This window comes from Paralcaligenes ureilyticus, assembly GCF_004346225.1.
GTDB lineage: Bacteria > Pseudomonadota > Gammaproteobacteria > Burkholderiales > Burkholderiaceae_B > Paralcaligenes > Paralcaligenes ureilyticus.
This window is the reverse complement of the sequence record NZ_SMAJ01000018.1, coordinates 1-17,673: the sequence shown is the minus strand read 5'-3', so window position 1 is coordinate 17,673 and position 17,673 is coordinate 1. Positions and strand designations below refer to the sequence as shown.

The 17,673-nt window shown below is 58.8% G+C and carries 17 protein-coding genes; 6 read left to right on the top strand and 11 right to left on the bottom strand.

What is annotated here, in order from left to right:
* Nucleotides 1-130: 130 nt before the first annotated feature.
* The 5 genes from EDC26_RS17295 to EDC26_RS17275 form a co-directional block, all read right to left on the bottom strand.
* The gene (locus tag EDC26_RS17295; RefSeq protein ID WP_132584966.1) at nt 131-871 is read right to left on the bottom strand and encodes a 2OG-Fe(II) oxygenase; all 741 of its coding nucleotides are present in this window, start codon (nt 869-871) and stop codon (nt 131-133) included.
* Nucleotides 868-1,953 (bottom strand): bifunctional DNA-binding transcriptional regulator/O6-methylguanine-DNA methyltransferase Ada, encoded by a 1,086-nt coding sequence (gene ada / locus EDC26_RS17290; protein ID WP_132584964.1) that lies wholly within the window; start codon nt 1,951-1,953, stop codon nt 868-870. Before ada ends, EDC26_RS17295 begins: the two co-directional genes overlap by 4 nt.
* 134 nt (nt 1,954-2,087) lie before the next feature.
* Nucleotides 2,088-3,899 (bottom strand): GGDEF domain-containing protein, encoded by a 1,812-nt coding sequence (locus EDC26_RS17285; RefSeq protein ID WP_207915193.1) that lies wholly within the window; start codon nt 3,897-3,899, stop codon nt 2,088-2,090.
* 146 nt (nt 3,900-4,045) lie between these two features.
* Entirely contained in the window at nt 4,046-4,960 is a 915-nt protein-coding gene (locus EDC26_RS17280) for a DMT family transporter (RefSeq protein WP_132584960.1), read from the bottom strand.
* 53 nt (nt 4,961-5,013) lie between these two features.
* The gene (locus tag EDC26_RS17275; RefSeq protein ID WP_243700969.1) at nt 5,014-5,697 is read right to left on the bottom strand and encodes a helix-turn-helix domain-containing protein; all 684 of its coding nucleotides are present in this window, start codon (nt 5,695-5,697) and stop codon (nt 5,014-5,016) included.
* Between the two features lie 142 nt (nt 5,698-5,839).
* Here EDC26_RS17275 and EDC26_RS17270 point away from each other — a divergent pair, with 142 nt between their 5' ends.
* Together EDC26_RS17270 and EDC26_RS17265 are read left to right on the top strand one after the other, a co-directional pair.
* Nucleotides 5,840-6,772, top strand: a complete 933-nt coding sequence (locus EDC26_RS17270; RefSeq protein ID WP_132584958.1) for a 5'-methylthioadenosine/S-adenosylhomocysteine nucleosidase — start codon at nt 5,840-5,842, stop codon at nt 6,770-6,772.
* 70 nt (nt 6,773-6,842) lie between these two features.
* Complete coding sequence (locus tag EDC26_RS17265; protein ID WP_132584956.1) at nt 6,843-7,733, top strand: aldo/keto reductase; 891 nt, start codon at nt 6,843-6,845, stop codon at nt 7,731-7,733.
* Nucleotides 7,734-7,802: 69 nt separating this feature from the next.
* Here EDC26_RS17265 and EDC26_RS17260 read toward each other — a convergent pair whose 3' ends face one another.
* Nucleotides 7,803-9,062, bottom strand: coding sequence for a CynX/NimT family MFS transporter (locus EDC26_RS17260; RefSeq protein WP_132584954.1), 1,260 nt, complete (start codon nt 9,060-9,062; stop codon nt 7,803-7,805).
* Nucleotides 9,063-9,106: 44 nt separating this feature from the next.
* Nucleotides 9,107-9,790 carry a FadR/GntR family transcriptional regulator gene (locus EDC26_RS17255; protein WP_132584952.1) on the bottom strand — a complete coding sequence of 228 codons (684 nt, stop codon included), beginning with the start codon at nt 9,788-9,790 and terminating at the stop codon, nt 9,107-9,109.
* A 247-nt stretch (nt 9,791-10,037) separates the two neighbouring features.
* Here EDC26_RS17255 and EDC26_RS17250 point away from each other — a divergent pair, with 247 nt between their 5' ends.
* A complete protein-coding gene (locus EDC26_RS17250; protein ID WP_132584950.1) occupies nt 10,038-10,520 on the top strand; it encodes a YajQ family cyclic di-GMP-binding protein in 483 nt (160 codons plus the stop codon).
* 110 nt (nt 10,521-10,630) lie between these two features.
* Here the strand turns inward: EDC26_RS17250 and EDC26_RS17245 are convergent, their stop codons facing one another.
* The 4 genes from EDC26_RS17245 to EDC26_RS17230 form a co-directional block, all read right to left on the bottom strand.
* Nucleotides 10,631-11,392: an ABC transporter permease gene (locus EDC26_RS17245; protein WP_132584948.1), complete on the bottom strand. Its 762-nt coding sequence runs from the start codon at nt 11,390-11,392 to the stop codon at nt 10,631-10,633.
* A complete protein-coding gene (locus EDC26_RS17240; protein ID WP_132584946.1) occupies nt 11,389-12,315 on the bottom strand; it encodes an ABC transporter ATP-binding protein in 927 nt (308 codons plus the stop codon). The genes EDC26_RS17245 and EDC26_RS17240 overlap by 4 nt, the downstream gene beginning before the upstream one ends.
* 25 nt (nt 12,316-12,340) lie before the next feature.
* On the bottom strand, nt 12,341-13,669 hold the full coding sequence (locus EDC26_RS17235) for an MFS transporter (protein WP_132584944.1): 1,329 nt from the start codon (nt 13,667-13,669) through the stop codon (nt 12,341-12,343).
* Between the two features lie 75 nt (nt 13,670-13,744).
* The gene (locus EDC26_RS17230) at nt 13,745-14,344 is read right to left on the bottom strand and encodes a TetR/AcrR family transcriptional regulator (protein ID WP_132584942.1); all 600 of its coding nucleotides are present in this window, start codon (nt 14,342-14,344) and stop codon (nt 13,745-13,747) included.
* A gap of 195 nt (nt 14,345-14,539) precedes the next feature.
* Here EDC26_RS17230 and EDC26_RS17225 point away from each other — a divergent pair, with 195 nt between their 5' ends.
* The 3 genes from EDC26_RS17225 (at nt 14,540) to tadA (ending at nt 17,406) form a co-directional block, all read left to right on the top strand.
* Complete coding sequence (locus EDC26_RS17225) at nt 14,540-16,012, top strand: NAD(P)H-hydrate dehydratase (RefSeq protein ID WP_132584940.1); 1,473 nt, start codon at nt 14,540-14,542, stop codon at nt 16,010-16,012.
* 70 nt (nt 16,013-16,082) lie between these two features.
* Nucleotides 16,083-16,931 carry an HAD family hydrolase gene (locus EDC26_RS17220; protein ID WP_132584938.1) on the top strand — a complete coding sequence of 283 codons (849 nt, stop codon included), beginning with the start codon at nt 16,083-16,085 and terminating at the stop codon, nt 16,929-16,931.
* Nucleotides 16,921-17,406, top strand: a complete 486-nt coding sequence (gene tadA / locus EDC26_RS17215; RefSeq protein ID WP_243700968.1) for a tRNA adenosine(34) deaminase TadA — start codon at nt 16,921-16,923, stop codon at nt 17,404-17,406. Before EDC26_RS17220 ends, tadA begins: the two co-directional genes overlap by 11 nt.
* Nucleotides 17,407-17,673 lie beyond the last annotated feature (267 nt).

Sequence of the window (17,673 nt, the reverse complement as noted above, 5' to 3'; positions counted from 1 at the left end):
ACCCAAAACAGCTCAAAAAAACGCGGCACAAAACACGTTCAATTCCATAAACACTCCCATCGAAAATGCCCAGTACTGCTAATTCTGGATGGCTGACCAAGCCGTGGAGGGTGGGGCGGACGTTGCAGGCTTACGCCGCATCGTGAAAAATGATCCCCAGTGTATGTCGATGGCCCGAACGCACCTTGCTGACGCCATGCCGCAGTTTGACGCGGTAGGCGCCGCGCGATCCCGTCATCGGCCGATCGTTGACCGCAAACACAATGGCATCGCCCTTTTGCAGCGGCGCCACCATCGCTCGTGACTGCATGCGCGGGCGCTGCTCGGTCAGTACGAATTCGCCGCCTTCGAAGTCCTCACCCGGTTCGCTAAGAAGAATCGCCACCTGTAGGGGAAAAACATGTTCGCCATAAAGATCCTGATGCAGGCAGTTGTAATCGCCTTCGCCGTATTGAAGCAGCAGTGGTGTCGGGCGTGTCTGTCCGCCGGCATGGCAGCGCTCGATGAACGCCGCGTGTTCGGCAGGAAAATGAATAGTGCTTTTCATCGCTTCGTGCCAACGGTTTGCGATGGGCGCAAGGTGTGGGTAAAGCTGCGTTCGCAGGCTTTCGACGCATTGGGGTAGGGGATAGTCGAAATATTGATATTCGCCGCGTCCGAAGCCATGCTGGGCCATGACGACCCGGCTGCGGAAGAGGTCTGGCTGGTCATAAAGACCTGCGATCGCATCGCACTCGTTCGCTGACAGCAGTTTGGGAAAAATCGTCCAACCTTGGGTGTCGAGGTCGCCCCAAGCCGCCGGCCAGTCGATTGCCTCTATGCCCGGTGCCACATGGCAGGCGACCGCAGAGGCTTTCCTGGCGATGCTCATGCCGCATGCTCGCGGTCGATCAAAGCACGTTTGCGTTCGATCCCCCAGCGGTAGCCCGAAAGCGCGCCATCGCTTCTGATGACGCGGTGGCAGGGGATGGCCACAGCCAGAGCGTTGGCGGCACAAGCGCCGGCCACGGCCCGTACAGCTTTGGGTGCGCCGATTCTTTGGGCAATATCGGTGTAGGTAGCCGTAGCGCCTGCCGGGATCTCCTGCAGCGCGCGCCAGACTCGTTGCTGAAAGGCGGTGCCGCGGATATCGAGAGGCAGGTCCAGGCCGATTCCCGGGGCTTCGATAAAACCCACCACGCGTGCAACCAGTCCCTCGAAATCCGCATCGCCTCCAATCAGTTCGGCGTGAGGAAAGCGATCCTGCAGATCGCGAATCAGCGTCTGCGGATTGTCGTCCATGGATATTGCGCAAATTCCCTTGGCGCTTGCCGCGACAAGGATTGCGCCCAGCGAACATTGGCCGATAGCAAAGCGGATGGCCGTATTGGCGCCGCCGCGGCGATAGGTGGTGGGGGTCATCCCCAGCATCTTGTCCGAGGTTTCGTAGAACCGGCTGCTCGAATTGAACCCGGCATCGTAAATGGCTTCGGTTACGGTACCGCTGCGGCGGAGCTGGTCGCGCATTCTGTCGGCGTGATGAGCCGCGGCATATTCTTTGGGCGTTACGCCGGTGTGAGCCTTGAAAATACGATGGAAATAGTGGATGCTCAGGCCTGCCGCCTGGGCCAATTCGGCCAGCGGCGGGCTTTCTTCCGCCTGCTCGATGAGCCGGCAGGCGTGGGCTATCTTGTCGGCATTTTGTGCATCGGCCGAGGGCTGATCGGGCTTGCATCGCTGGCAGGGGCGAAAACCGGCGGCCTGGGCGTCTGCGGCGCTGTTGTGGAAACGCACATTCTTTGGATTGGCCCTGCGCGATGGGCAGGAGGGGCGGCAGTAGACGCCGGTGGTGGCCACGGAATAGTAAAACTGGCCGTCCGCAGTCCGGTCCCTGGCTAAAACGCGAGGCCAGCGTGGGTCCAGTTCGGTAGCCGTGGCTTCGTCTTCCGATTTTTTTGCAGTATGTGCACGCATGATCGTTCCTTTTCCGTAACCCTAATACGTACCATCAATATATCGTGCTTGAGTGTTGCGGATACTCCGGTTTTTGCTTTCGAATTGAAATTTTTGCAGGACAGTACGGCGGGATGGTGCGTGCGGGCTGAAGGTCAGGATTGCGCTGCGCTGCGGCGTTCAATGAACAGGCTGTTGCCGTGTATTTTTTTAGCCTGTTTTTTTGCTTCCGCCGCGGCGCCGGCTATTTGATGGTGCGACTGGCACTGCGCCGACTCAATCTTGACGACTCCCAGCGACAGGCTGATCAGCGGATGAAGCTCTTTTTCTCCTTGACGGTTCTCGGCCCAATACCCTCTGCGTTCGAAATCATCCGGGTTGTAGAAACCTCGGCTGGCCTCGTCAAAGGCGTCCAGAATGGCACGGCAGCGCGGTTCCCAGTCTTCACTTTGAAACAATACGATGAAGTCGTCGCCGCCGATGTGGCCGATGAAGTCCCGATTCTGGTTGCAGTGTCTGGCCAGGATTTTGCCGGTTAATTGAATGACGTCATCGCCACGCAGATAGCCGTACGCATCGTTATAGGGTTTGAAATGATCGAGATCGCCATAACAGACGAAGAACTGTTCGCTGTTGTGCAGCAGGCCCGTGATGCGTTCGTTGATCGGTGCGTTGCCAGGCAGCAAGGTTAGCGGATTGGCATGGCGCGCGGCATGGATCTGCATCTGCGTGATTTCCCGTATCAAATCATGTCCGGTGCCCATGCCCAGGTATCGCCCCTGATCGGTGATGACAAATCCGTTATAGAGATGGTGTGGATCGGATTCGACGATAAGATGGCTAAGGTCCTGCAAGCTGGTGTCTTTGTCCGTTACCAATGGGTTGAGTTCGATGAACTCCATACAGGATTTTCTACCGTACAGCTCGCGTTGATAGGGGCGCGCCAGGCGATCGATCATGTTGAAACGGTTGATCAGGCCGATCGGCGCATCGTTTTCCACCACCGGAATCACATGCAGCTCGGGGTTGTTGACGAACAGTTCGTACACATAGTCGTTTTGTACGCTGGGCGATATGGCTGGAACGGCACGCAGTAGTTTTAGCGCGGTAGGAGCCTGTTGATCAGCCTGGTTTTTGCCCGGGACGTGCGAAAGGCCGGCACCGCAAAGCGCTGTGGCGATATCGGCCGATAGTGTGACGGCCGGGTTATCGTTAGGGCGCGCGATGTGGTAGCCCTGGCCGTGGGTAATTCCGAGCTCGCGGATCAGCAAGAGGTCGGCCCGGGTTTCAATGCCTTCGGCGATCACGATCGTGCCGGATTTTTCCGCGATCTCCTGGATCGAGCGGGCAAATTGGCGTTTGACCGGATCGAGATGAATGCCCTCGGCGAAGTACTTGTCTATCTTGACGTACTCTGGTCTTAGCTCGGACCATAACCGCAGGCTGGAAAAGCCCTCCCCAAGATCATCGATGGCAATTTCGAAGCCGATTTCCTGATAATGCATTATTGCCTGGCGCAGCAACTCATAGTCGTGGCCGGATTTTTGCTCGGTCAATTCGATGATCACGCGCTGTGGATCGGTGCCGATTTCACGCATTTGGCCAAGGGTATCGTCGTGTCTGGTCTGTGATTGCAGCAGGCATTCCGGGCTGACATTCAGGCAGAGCTTGCCGGGAAGCTTCAGGTGGGCAAATTGTTTTAGCACGATGCCGCGGCACAGATGCTCGACCTCGACGGTCAGGTTGTTGGCGCGCGCGTGTTTGAACAGGCTCGACGGCAAATGCAGCGGGCTGTCCGACGGACCTCGAATCAAGCCTTCATAAGCGAAAATCTCGCCGGTTTGAATATTGACGATGGGCTGGAATACGGCATGCAGCAGGCGCCGTTCGACGATGTCATGCAGACGCGACAAGATTAATGGGTCGTCGTTGGCCGGTCCCGACGCCGGGTCCGGGCTGGATTCCATCGTCGCTGCGTCGCGCAAGGCCATTATTGTTTATCGGGTAAGCATTCGTTTTAAGTGCAGTGCGTCGTTGTCAAATGAGCGCAGGCTATAGTAAACGCGGCCTATGACTGAAATATGAAACCTGGGCGGCAATAGGCTGCTTTGGGTCAGGAGTTTACCCTGCCAGCCGATTTATTTTCTGTTTTCATTTCCGCCAGGATAACTAGAAGCAGGCCGGACAGCAGCAGCCCCAGACCCGCAAAGGCCGCAGCGCCTGGATGTTCGTGAACGACAACAATGGCCAGGGTGAAGGCGGTAGCCGGTTCGGCCAATGCCAGCGTCACGCCGCTGGGGCCGGAAACATGCCGCAAGCCGTAGGTGAACAGCAAGTATGAAACGCCCGTTGCCACAACGCCCAGATAGCCCACTGTTGCCCAGCCTGCGGCCGTCGTGGCAAAGAGCCCCGATAATGCCAGGGCGGCAGGAATGGCTATCACCGCTGCAGATGAAAATGTGCACAAAGTAATGATGGCGGGCGACGTTTGGCTGACCAGACGCTTGCTGATCAATATATACACCGCGTAGACCAGGCCGGCCGTCAGGCACAGTCCGACGCCGGCGGGCGTCGTATGTAGACGGCCATTCGCGCTCAATACCATCAGGCTGCCTCCGGTGACGGCGAACGATGTCCCGGCCCACCACGCGAATCGGGGTGCTTTGCCCGAGACCAGCGTTTGCAACAGGCCGGCCCAGATGGGGCCGCTGCCTATGGCGATGGCGGTTCCAACAGCGACGCCGCTGGCCTTGACGCCCGCAAAAAACGTGAGGTTGTAGGCCGCAATGCAAGCCCCGGCAAGCCATACCCAGCGCCACGGAAGGTTCCGCAGTTGCTTGACCAATTGCCTGTCGGCTCGGCACAGAATGACGGCGGCAAAGAACAGGCTGGCAATCAGTACCCGCAAGGCGCCGACCCAGTAGGGCGAAAGGTTGGCGGGCCCCAGGCTCTGCGCCGTGCCGGTGGTGCCCCAAAGCATGGCGGCTGCCAGAACCATGCCGATGCCGCTGATCGATGCGTTTCTCATCCCTTTATATTAGGACCGGATGTTGCCCTTGATTGTCGAGAAACGCTTGACCTTTAATTCGGTCTGGGGTGGCGCAGGCCCTTCGCGCCCACTTGATGTTCTCGCTTGAGGGCGAAAGCCAGGGCGCTGGCTGAGCAATAACCCACCTGAAGCGCCGCCGCCTCCAGCAACTGACCTTGCGAGACAAGGCGCATGGCCCGTTCCAGGCGACGCCTGCGCAGATAGGACTGGGGTGTGTGGCCGGTCAGCTCCAGCAGCCTTGCGTGAAAACGCTGTGGGCTCAGAAAGAACAAGGCGGCCATGCGCGAAGTGGGCCAGTCCTCATGCAAGGCCTGGCTGACGGCGGCGTTCAAACGCGCCAGGTCTATGCTCCGACGCGCCAGAATCCGGGGCGCCTGCAAAATGGCCGCCAGCTCGGCTGTGGCATCTTCGATACCCAGGCGCCTGCCAATTTGCGGGGTTACCGCGAAGCGTTTAATTCGATCGACGCCTTTTTGTGCCGGAGCATCGATGACGAACATGCGGGTGTCTTGTGGCGCCATATATCCGTGCGTGACACCCGCGGGAATGATCAGCCCGCACGAAGTATCGGCAAAGGCGGATTGCCCGGCTATCTCCAGTTCCATCCGCCCCTGCAAGGCATACAGGATTTGCGCATGGCCGTGGGCATGCGCTGCATGCTCGCCGCTGTAGCGGCGCACTGCGCAACTGATCTGGATGTTTCGTGGGCTAAGCAAGTGTGTTCCTTGTATAAGGATCGCTACCGGGTATTTCGTATTATATTGTCGCAGCGTCGCGGCGTTATGCCTCGCGAAGGTGGCGCGCTCATTCGGTTTGCGCCGACCCTTGTTTTATCAAGAGCTTATCGGATCCTACATTATGAAACCAATACGCCGGATTGTGCTCAGGACGTTGTTTGCCGCTCTGTTTCTGATCTTTGGTGTGCTGCCCGGGGCTCAGGCCGCGCCGCGGTTCGATCAGACGCCGCGTATTGCCGTGATGTCGGCGTTTGAGCCTGAATTGGCTTTGCTGTTGGGCAAGGTTAAGCAACCCAGGAAATTTTCCGTCAATGGGGTGGAGTTCACGACGGGCAAGCTGCAGGGCAAACCCGTGGTGCTGTTTTTAAGCGGCATCAGCATGACCAATGCGGCCATGAATACACAACTGGCGCTGGATCGGTTCAAAATCAGCCATATTGTCTTTAGCGGTATTGCCGGGGGTGCGAATCCCGGTTTGCATATTGGCGATGTGACGGTGGTGGCGCACTGGGGCCAGTATCTTGAGGTATTAATGGCGCGCGAGACCGCTTCCGGTGTATTTGCCCCTCCGCCGGGCAAGCTGCTGGCGGGGATGTCCAACTTCGGCATGATGTTTCCGCGTCCTGTACGGGTGCGTTCGGCCAGGCATCCGCAGATCAGCGAGAAATTCTGGTTTGATGTCGACCCGAAAATGCTGGCTGTTGCCCAAAAGATTCGGCACGTAAAGCTTGCCGCTTGCGACACCGGTAAAAAATGTCTGAGCCGCGCGCCTGAATTGGTGGTCGGCGGCAATGGGGTCTCGGGCTCGGCGTTCGTCGATAACGCCGCTTTTCGCGAATATGTGTTCAAAACGTTTCATGCCAATGTGATCGACATGGAAAGCGCGGCCTGCGCCATGGTGGCTTATAGCAATGGCGTGCCCTTTATCGCCTTCCGCTCTTTGAGCGATCTGGCAGGCGGTGGCGAAGGCGCCAATGAAATGCATACCTTCATGAGTATTGCGGCGGATAACTCGGCCAGGGTCTTGTTGGCCTTTCTGGCGGCCTGGAGGTAATTCGGCGGCACTACAATGGTTTCATTGCTCTTGCTCAGTCAAGCATCTGCTAAAACCAGGAGAAAGATTCATGGCTATTCATCCTTCAACGTCCGCCTCGGGGCAATTTCAGATAGGCGGCGATCTAACGGTTAACCGATTGGGCTTTGGCGCCATGCGGGTTACCGGAAAAGGCATCTGGGGAGAGCCGGCCGACCGGGCCGAAGCCCTTCGCACGCTCAGACGCTTGCCCGAACTGGGTGTGAATTTTATCGATACGGCCGATAGTTATGGCCCCAATGTCAGCGAAGACTTGATTCACGAGGCCTTGCATCCCTACCGCGGAGTCAGCGTTGCCACCAAGGGAGGCCTTACGCGCCACGGGCCGGACGTGTGGGAGCCGCTGGGCCGCCCGGAATACCTGCGCCAATGCGTGCTGATGAGCCTGCGCCGGCTTGGGCTTGAGCGGATAGACCTCTGGCAATTGCACCGGATCGATTCGAAGGTTCCGCGCGACGAACAATTTGATTGCATTGGCCAGATGCAGAAAGAAGGCCTGATCCGCCACGCGGGCTTGAGCGAAGTTCAAGTCGAGGACATTGAGGCGGCTGGCGCGTACTTCAAGGTTGCAACCGTTCAGAACCGCTACAACCTGGTCGATCGTACCAGTGAAGCGGTGCTTGATTACTGCGCGCAACACCATATTGGTTTCATTCCCTGGTACCCCTTGGCCGCGGGAGATCTTGCCAAGCCCGGCGCGCTGCTCGACACGATGGCCAAGGCTCATCATGCCGCACCCAGTCAGATTGCGCTGGCCTGGGTGCTTAAGCGCAGCCCTGTCATGCTGCCGATTCCGGGTACGTCGAAGGTTTTGCATCTCGAGGAGAACGTGGCGGCGGTAAATATCAAGCTATCAGATGACGAGTTTGCCGCCCTGGATCGTGAAGGGCAGCGTGCATACCGGACAACGCAGGGCCATTAGGCCTGCGGCGACGTTGAAATCGCGGCACGCACGGGCCTTGCAGATGGGCCTTTGTGCGGCCCATTGGATTCAGGGCGATTTCCTGGGCGTGCTTTTGACTTTGACATACGTTGTCCGTCCGGCGCCCCAACCGCTTATGGCGGCGCCTGCACTGAGTACGATAAATAGCCATGCGGTAGCGCTGTAGCCTCCTGTCCAGCTATGCAGAAGGCCGACGAACAGAGGGCCCGTGGCCGCCAGGATGTAGCCCACGCATTGGGCCATGCTTGAGAGGTGGGCGGCGACGTGCGAATCGGGCGAACGCAAGACGATGACTGTCAGGGCGATGGCAAATAGCCCGCCTTGCCCTACACCCTGCAAAATACCCCAGACCCAAACGGTAGAAAGAGGGGCAAACAACAAGCCCAGTAGCGCCACGCCGGCGATCGCTGCCAGCGCGGCGTTGAAAAATCGTTGGTCTTTGCAGCGAACCGCCAGCGGGGGTACCAGGACGCTGGTGAAAACCTGCACCATAATCGACACCGATACAACCAGCCCGGCAGTTACGCCGTCCAAACCCCGTTCCCGTAGAATGGGCGCGAGCCAGCCCATTACGCAGTACGCCAGAGCGGATTGCAAGCCCATGAAAAACGTGACTTGCCAGGCCAGCCGGTCGCGCCAAAGACCGCTTACGGTATACGTAGCGTGACGCGCGCGTGAATTTTGCCGCAGCGATTGCGGGGCCCAGACCAGAGCTACGATCACCACCGGTATGACCCAGACGCCAAGACCGATGGCCCAGGAATTGCCAAGTGCGTGTGTAATAGGCAAGGTGAACGCGGCCGCGGCCGCGGCGCCTCCGCACAGGGCCATGGTGTAGAGGCCGGTCATCGTGGCAGCGTGGTTGGCGAAGTCCCGTTTTACCAGGCTGGGCAGGAGTACGTTCCCCACGGCGATGGCGGCGCCAGCCAAGGCGGAGCCGGCAAACAAGGCGCCGATGCCGCCATATCCGCGCAATGCCGTGCCCAGGCCAAGAATGATGACGACGCCAAGTAAAGTGCGTTCGACACCGTACCGCTGGGCCAGTCGTGGTGCGAGCGGCGCGAACAGACCCAGGCAGAGGACAGGCAACGTGGTCAGATAGCCGGCGCTGGCCGATGACAGGCCTGTTTGCCGGATAATTTCAGGCAGCAGAACGGACAGGCTGGAAAATATGGGGCGCAGATTGAATGCGATCAGCATCACGCTTAGGCCCAGCAAAAGCAAGGCTGCCCGGCGCAAGCCCGGGGCAGGAGGGGTGATCCGGCCGTCGTTGGCGGCGATTCCGGGATTTTCTTGAGTCAGATTCATGGATAGGGTGGCGAGGGTGGCGCTGCGTCGCAGCCCGTTTGGGCTTAGGAAATCAGCGCCTGATTCAGTTCGGACAGAATGGGTGCCATGAATTGGCGCACCGTCGCAGCGGCGCGTTCGGGGTCGCCGGTTTCTATGGCTCGCACGATTTCGCGGTGAGCGTCCAGATCGGGTTCAGGCAATTCCCGGCTAATGGTGGCTTTGATAATTTCCTGCACGGAGGTTGAGAAAAACAAATAAGTTTCGGCCAACGCCCGATTGCGGGAGATGTGGACGATTTCGGTGTGAAATGCCAGATCGCGTTCCACAAAACCTGGGCGGGATTGCGGGTCGTGTGAATGGCCGCGCAATTCCAGCAGATTCAACAGGGTTTGTATGTCTTGCGGCGTGTGCCGTATGGCGGCCAGGCGCGCGGCCTCGACTTCCAGCGCGCAGCGTGTTTCGACCTGATCGCGTAAATTGGCACGTCGCATTCGCAGCAGACTGCCCGAGGGATCGAAATTGGCGCGAACATAGGTGCCCGAGCCTTGGCGGGTTTCCAGAAAATCCTGGGAAACCAGCATCTTGACGGCTTCGCGTACTGTGCCGCGACTGACGCCCAGCAGCGCGGCCAGGGTAGGTTCGTTGGGAATGCGTTCGCCTATGGCCCACCGTTTTCCAAGGATTTCCTGCCGGATTTTATCGGCGGCGCTATCGGTCAAACTGGTTTTGGTCGCCTGTTCAAGCATAAATCAAATCATTAAGTCATCATATGATTTGATTTATAGCATAAGGTGAGGGATGGATCAAATTTGGTGGCAAGCGGATCAAGGGTCCATGCGCGCCGAGGTAAAAAATCACGGTACACTCGTCCTTGTTCAGAATGGCAGCCACAAGGGCTACCGCTACAAAAACGTATGCGCGAATTATGTAGCGACAGGCCTCGTGCCTGTCATTGATGCAAGCATCACCCGCCAAAATTATAGGACCCACGTCATGCCCTCTTTCGACGTCGTCTCTGAAGTCGACACCCATGAACTCACCAATGCCGTCGACCAAGCCAATCGTGAGCTGGTCACTCGCTTCGATTTCAAAGGAACGAATGCCAAGTTTGAACTGGAAGGTTTCGTTGTAAACCAGTCTGCGCCCAGTGTGTTTCAGTTAAATCAGATGCTGGATATTTTGCGTGGCCGGCTTTCGGCGCGTGGGATCGATGTGCGCTGCATGGATTTGGCCGATCCGCTCGAAAACCTGGGCGGCGCCCGGCAAAAAATTACGATTCGGCAAGGCATAGAACAGGCCGTTTCAAAGAAGCTGGTTGCGGCCTTGAAGGGTGCCAAGCTTAAGGTGGAGGCGCAAATCAATGGCGACAAGTTGCGCGTCAGCGGCAAGAAGCGCGACGATCTGCAAACGGCCATGGCGCTATTGCGCAAGACGGATGTGGAACTGCCTTTGCAGTTCAATAATTTCCGGGATTGATTGGGGTCGGGGCGTTGGAGGTGGCACCCACAAGGGGTGCCGCTACAAGCGGCGGGTATGTATTTGTAGTGGCAGCCCTTGTGGCTGCCAGATTCCCAAGCAAACAGCGCCTACGCCTTCAACCGGTAGCCGCTTTTGAATATCCATGCGGCAATGACCAGGCACAGGCCCAAAAACGCCAGGGTCATGGTCAAACTGACGGCCACGCTTACGTCGGCGATGCCATAAAAGCTCCAGCGAAAGCCGCTGATCAGGTAGACCACGGGATTGAGCAGCGTAACCGTTTGCCAGAAGGGCGGCAGCATCTTGACGGCGTAAAAACTGCCTCCCAGAAAGGCCAGAGGCGTGATGATCAACATCGGCACAAGTTGCAACTTTTCAAAGTTATCCGCCCATATGCCGATGATGAAGCCGAATAGGCTAAAGGTGAAGGCTGTCAGCACCAGGAAAAGCAGCATCCAGAGTGGATGGTCAATGCGCAAGGGGACGAAAAACACGGCCGTCGCCAGGATGATGAGGCCCAGGATAATCGATTTAGTGGCCGCCGCGCCTACGTAGCTGAAGGTGATCTCGAAATACGAAATAGGAGCGGACATCACCTCGTAAATGGTACCGGTGAATTTCGGGAAATAAATCCCGAAAGACGCATTGGCGACGCTTTGCGTCAATAGCGACAGCATGATCAGCCCGGGTACGATGAAGGCGCCGTAGCTGACTCCGTCGATTTCGGTGATGCGCCCGCCAATGGCCGAGCCGAACACCACGAAGTATAAAGAGGTTGAAATAACAGGCGCAATAATGCTTTGCATCAAGGTGCGTCCGGTCCGGGCCATCTCGAACAGATAGATGGCGCGTATTGCAGGCCAGTTCATGATTGCTCCTTCAACAGTTTGACAAAGATGTCTTCCAGCGAACTCTGTGTCGTTTGCAGATCCTTGAAGACGATGCTGTTGTCGTGCAGATCGCGCAGCAGGGCCGGGATGCTGGAGTGTTCACGTCGGGTATCGTAGGTGTACGTCAATTGATCGCCGTCTGCGGAAAGTTCTAACGCGTAAGCGGCCAGCGCTTCGGGTACGTTGGGCAGCGCGTTTTGCAGTTGCAATATCAGTTGCTTTTTACCAAGCTTGCGCATGAGCTCGGTTTTCTCTTCCACCAGGATCAGTTCGCCGTTATTGATCACGCCGACCCGGTCGGCCATTTCTTCGGCTTCCTCGATGTAGTGGGTGGTGAGGATGACGGTTACGCCGGTGGCGCGCAGCGACCGCACCATGGCCCACATTTCCTTTCTGAGCTCCACGTCGACGCCCGCGGTAGGTTCGTCCAGAAACAGAATCTGCGGTTCGTGCGAGAGCGCTTTGGCAATCAGGACACGGCGCTTCATGCCGCCTGAAAGAGTCATGAGCCGGTTGTCCTTTTTGCTCCATAAAGACAGGTCCTTCAGTACCTTTTCTATATGAGCGGGATGGGCGCGTTTGCCAAACAGGCCGCGGCTGAAGCTGACCGTATTCCAGACGGTCTCGAAGGCGTCATTGGTAAGCTCCTGCGGCACCAGGCCTATCTTCGATCGGGCGGCGCGATAGTCCGTAATAATGTTATGTCCGTCGGCCAGCACAGTGCCTTCGGTGGGGTTGACCAGGCCGCAAATGATACTGATCAGGGTGGTCTTGCCGGCTCCGTTGGGGCCGAGCAGGGCGAAAATTTCACCTCGCTGGATTTCCAGATTGATGTGCTTGAGGGCCTGGAAACCCGAGGCATAGGTTTTGGAAAGTCCCGATATTGAAATAATGGGCGTCATGGTGGGCATCAATAAACGGTGAAGCTCAGTAGTGTACCCGGCGTATTCCCAGCACGATCAGCGCCGCGATCAGACATGCACCTCCCGCAACATAGAGCGCGGGCGTGTAGCTCAGCAGCAGGGTGCGGGCTGCGCCGGCCCCATAGGCGGCGGTGGCTGCTCCTAACTGATGCCCGGCGAAGATCCAGCCAAACACCATCCCGGCGCGTTCCTTGCCAAAGGCATTGCCCGCCAGTCTGACGGTTGGCGGCACGGTAGCCACCCAGTCCAGGCCGTAGAACATGGCGAAGATCGACAGCCCGTAGAACGTGAATTCGGAGTGCGGCAGCCATAATAACGAGAGTCCGCGCAGACTGTAATACCAGAACAGCAATTTGCGGTTGTCATAGCGATCTGAAAGCCAGCCCGACAGAATCGTGCCAAAGAAGTCGAAGGCGCCCATCATGGCCAGCACCGAGGCGGCCGGCACGGCCGACAGGCCGAAGTCGCCGCACAGGGACACGAAGTGCGTCTGAATCAGCCCGTTGGTGCTCAAGCCGCAGATGAAGAAAGTGGCAAACAATATCCAGAAGGTCTGGTTGCCGCGCACGTGGCCCAACATCCTGAAGGGATCGCCGATAGATAAACGCGTGCGGGGCGCAGGTGTTGTAGCGACAGGCCTTGTGCCTGTCATCGTGGATGGACGCATACCTGACCCAGGCGCGGCGGCAGCGGCACTGGGAATGGCCCCATAGGCGGTCAAGCCCAGGTCTTCGGGGTGATCGCGCATAAAGCAAACAGCCAGGATGATGACCAGCAGGGCGCAAAGGCACACCGGAAATATGGCGGCGCGCCAGCCGAAATTTTCGATGAGCCAGGCGGCCCCGGGTAAAAACACCAATTGGCCGGTAGCAGTGCTGGCCGTGAGCATTCCTATGACCAGGCCCCGGCGCGCCTCGAACCACCGGTTGGCCACCACGGCGCCCAGGACCAGTGCGGTCAGGCCCGAGCCGAATCCCAGCACGACGCCCCATAAAACCACTAATTGCCAGAGGGCCGTCATCCGGGTAGCCAGCGCCATTCCCGCGGTAACCAGTACAAGGGCGGCACATATGACTTTGCGCAGGCCATAGCGGTCCATCAGAATGGCGGCAAACGGCCCCATCAGGCCGTAGAGAGCAAAACGCAGTGCTAGGGCCGATGAAATTTGTTCAGTGTCCCAGCCATATTCCTTGCCCAGCGGCTGCAATAACACGCCTGGCAAGCCCAGGGCGGCCGACGAGGTGAGCATGGTAAGAAAGCAGATAAATGCAATGACCCAGGCGAAATGGATGCCATGTCGACGTAGCCAGTTGGACAAAGGTTGAGCGAACATGACGGTTCCGAGGGGTTGTCGATATTAGGAGGAGCGTTGTGGTGGGCTTCGGCCCGGGCTGCGATGCGTTTCTGCTTAATTGTCGGGTACACCTGGGTCGAGCAGGAGGTCGCGCGCGGCCGCCAGGATATCCTCGGAGATGGGGGCTTCCCGAGTGGCTCGGGCCAAGACTAGCGCGCCCACCATGGTGGCTAGCGTTGTCAGGGCTGTTCTGCGCGGCTTCGGAGAGCCGCATTTTTCCAGCAAAGTGGCCAGGGAAGAGGCCATCTGCTCGATTCCCGCCGTGTAGGCATGATGCACCGGCTTGTCGGGTGTTTCGCGGATGACGTCGCCCGCCAGCGCCACGGCGGGGCAACCCGTGCCGATCTGGTCCCGGTGCGGATCGCGCAGGTAGTGACTGACAATGGCCTGGAGCGTTTGATGCGCGTCGGGATATTTATTGCCCTGAGCCGCCCAGCGTTCGGCCGATTGCCCGAATGCCGCCGCGCAGGCCACGGCCGCCAGTTCGTCCTTGGAGGAGAAGTGGCCGTAGAAGCCTCCGTGCGTCAATCCGGCAGCGGCCATCAACTGAGCAACACTAACGCCGTTCAAGCCCTGCTCGCGGAAAAGGCGGGCCGAGGCGTTTTCGATAGCGGTGCGATTTTTGTGTGCCTGTTCGCGCGATGCTCGTGGCATGACCGATTCCTGAGAGTACTGGATTGGCAAGAATAATAAATGATAATCATCATCTATTCAAGCTATTAATGAGAAAGTACAAGGGAAGAAAGTAATGGTTATCGGGTTGTTTGGCTACTATCGAGAGCCGAGCTTGTGCTTTACTATAGTGAAATGAATCTATCTCGGCGGCACCAGGCCGGCACGGGCATGGCTATGAATTCGATAGACAGAGCGCTTCTTACCCCGTTGGAAATGAAGGCGGCCGATGTGGCTGCCCTGAAGTCTGGAATCAGCGGTGTCACGTTGATGGAGGCGGCGGGTCAGGCGGTAGCCGAGGCGGTAAGCGCGCGCTGGCCGATGCAGCCGGTCGTGGTGTTGTGCGGCCTGGGCAATAATGGCGGAGATGGTTTTGTTGCGGCCCGGCGTCTTGCCCAGATGGGCTGGCCGGTCAGGCTTGGCCTTCTGGGGGCACGCGAAAGGCTGGCTGGCGACGCGGCGTATTGCGCTGCGCTGTGGCCGGGTGCGGTCGAGCCGTTGTCGCTTGAGCTGCTCGATGGCGCGGTCGTGGTCATCGATGCGCTTTTCGGCTCCGGCCTGTCGCGGCCCGTCGAGGGCCAGGCTCGCGCGGTGATTGAAACCCTGATCAGGCGCCGGTTGCCGGTCTGTGCGGTCGATGTGCCCAGCGGCCTCGATGGCGAAAGCGGTGGGGTGCGCGGGGTCGCGGCGCCGGCCAATGTCACGGTGACTTTCTTTCGCAAGAAGCCCGGTCATTTGTTGATGCCGGGAAAACAATTGTGCGGCGAACTGGTCGTGGCCGATATCGGCCTCCCCGCGGCCGTGTTGCAAAAAATTGCGCCGCACGCATACGAAAACGGGCCTGAAATATGGCTTGAAGATTACCCTTGGCCGCAAATGGATAGCCACAAATATCAACGCGGACATGCCGTGGTCGTGGGCGGGGCCGAGATGACAGGCGCGAGTCGCTTGTCGGCCATGGCAGCGGCTCGGGTGGGCGCGGGCCTGGTCACCTTGGCCGCACCCGATTCGGCCTGGGCAATTTACGCGGCCGCACTGACCAGCGTTATGGTCCGGTCGTTGAAAGACCCCGATAGCCTGGCGGAAATGCTTGCCGACACACGCAAGAATGCCATTTTGATAGGCCCGGGCGCCGGCGTCAGCGGCCAGACGCGGCAAAATGTACTCGAGATCCTTGCCACGCAGCGCGGCGTGGTGCTCGATGCCGATGCCTTAACGTCGTTTGGCCGGGATTCGCATCGACTGTTTGCAGCCATCGCCGGGCCTTGTGTACTGACGCCGCACGAAGGCGAATTTGAACGGCTTTTCCCTTGCGAAGGAAATAAACTCGCCCGTACGCGCTACGCGGCTCGGGAGAGCGGCGCCGTGGTGTTGCTCAAGGGGCCCGATACGGTTATAGCGGCGCCCGATGGCCGAGCCATTATCAATTCCAATGCGCCTGCCGATTTGGCCACCGGAGGCAGCGGCGACGTCCTCTCCGGTTTGATAGTCGGCTTGATGGCTCAGGGCATGGAGGCGTTCCTGGCCGCGGCGGCTGCGGCGTGGTTGCACGGCGAGGCCGCCAGCGCATTCGGGCCGGGCCTGATAGCCGAAGATCTGCCAGACGCTTTGCCCTCGGTACTGCGGCGTCTCAAAGCTCGGAAGACCTGATGGCTGCACGCGTTACACTGGCCCTTTATGCTCGAATCGGCCTTGCCGGCCGCGATTCAAAAGGTTGGCCATGTCTGATGTAATCGCCCTGATTTTCGACTTTGACGATACGCTTGCCCCCGACAGCACTTCGGGGTTCCTGGCCGATATCGGGGTTGACGTGGGCGATTTCTGGTCGCATCAGGTAGACCCTTTATTGTCCCAGCACGATTGGGATCCGGTGCCGGCGTATCTGTACCGCATGATCGAGCTGTCCCGATCGGGCGGCTATGGCCTGATTACGCAAGAACGCCTGGCGCAGTGGGGTGGCCGCCTGCCCCTGCACGACGGCGTTGAGTCCTTGTTTGGCCGCTTGCGGGCGTTGGTAAAGGCGCAGCATCCGCAAGTGCAGATTGAGTTTTATCTGATCTCCAGCGGCATAGGCGATGTGGTTCGGCATACCCCGATCGCGGGTGAATTTACCGATATATGGGCATCCGAGTTCATCTATGACGAGCAGGGCGGGATTCAATTTCCGCGGCGTGTGGTGAGTTTCACCGATAAAACGCGCTATCTGTTCCATATCCAGAAGGGGATTGTTGGGGCCGCTTCGCGCAACAAGCCTTTCGAGGTGAATAAAAAAGTGGCCGAAGACAAGCTGCGCGTGCCTTTCGACCAAATGATTTTTGTGGGCGACGGTTATACCGACATACCGTGTTTTTCGCTGATACGCCGTTCGGGCGGTGTCGCCTTCGGGGTGTGGGATCCCAAGCACCGCGAGAAACGCAGCCGCGCCTGGGGCTTTATTCAAGAAGGGCGCGTGTCGAATTTGAATCAGGCGCGTTATGGCGAAGATGCCGAACTCTATCAGTGGCTTGAAGAGGCCGTCGAAAGCCTGGCTGGCCGAATTTCCCTCAAGGCCCGCATTTATGGGGGATGACCAAGCGGCCATGCGGCTGGCGCTCGACCAGGCGCGGCTGGCCTATGCCGGTGGCGAAGTTCCGGTGGGCGCTGTGGTGCTCGATGGCGACGGGCGGATTGCAGGGGTGGGCTTTAACCGCACCGTTGGCGATCACGATCCTACGGCGCATGCCGAAATCGTGGCGCTAAGGGCGGCGGCCCAGGCCGCGGGCAATTATCGCTTGCCCGGCATGAGCCTGTTCGTGACCCTGGAGCCATGTGCCATGTGCATGGGCGCCATGCTGCACGCCCGATTGGCTCGGGTGGTGTATGGAGCGAACGATCCGAAAACAGGAGCCTGCGGCAGCGTGCTGAGCGTGCACGAGTACCCTGAGCTTAATCATCAGACGCAGGTTTACGGCGGCGTGCTGGGCGACGAGTGTGGCGATCTGCTGCGACAGTTTTTTCGCGAACGGCGTGCCAAAGGTACCATGACGGACACGCCCGACCTGTAGCGCCCGTGTAGCGGCAGCCCTTGTGGCTGCCATTTTTGCTGACCGGGGTGCAGGTTATTGCGCCGATGGCAGCCACAGGGGCTGCCGCTACATGAGCAACGAATACTCCAATACCAACTGCATGGAGCGTCGTGGGCGCTTGAGCTGGGGCGGGCGATTCGGGCACGCGTGTGCAGGGCCTGGTTCGGGGAGGCAAGGCGTGCGCTGTTTGAGCGCCACGGGTGCGCACAGCATGCTGTGCGCGGCGCGAGTTCGCACGCCGCCCCG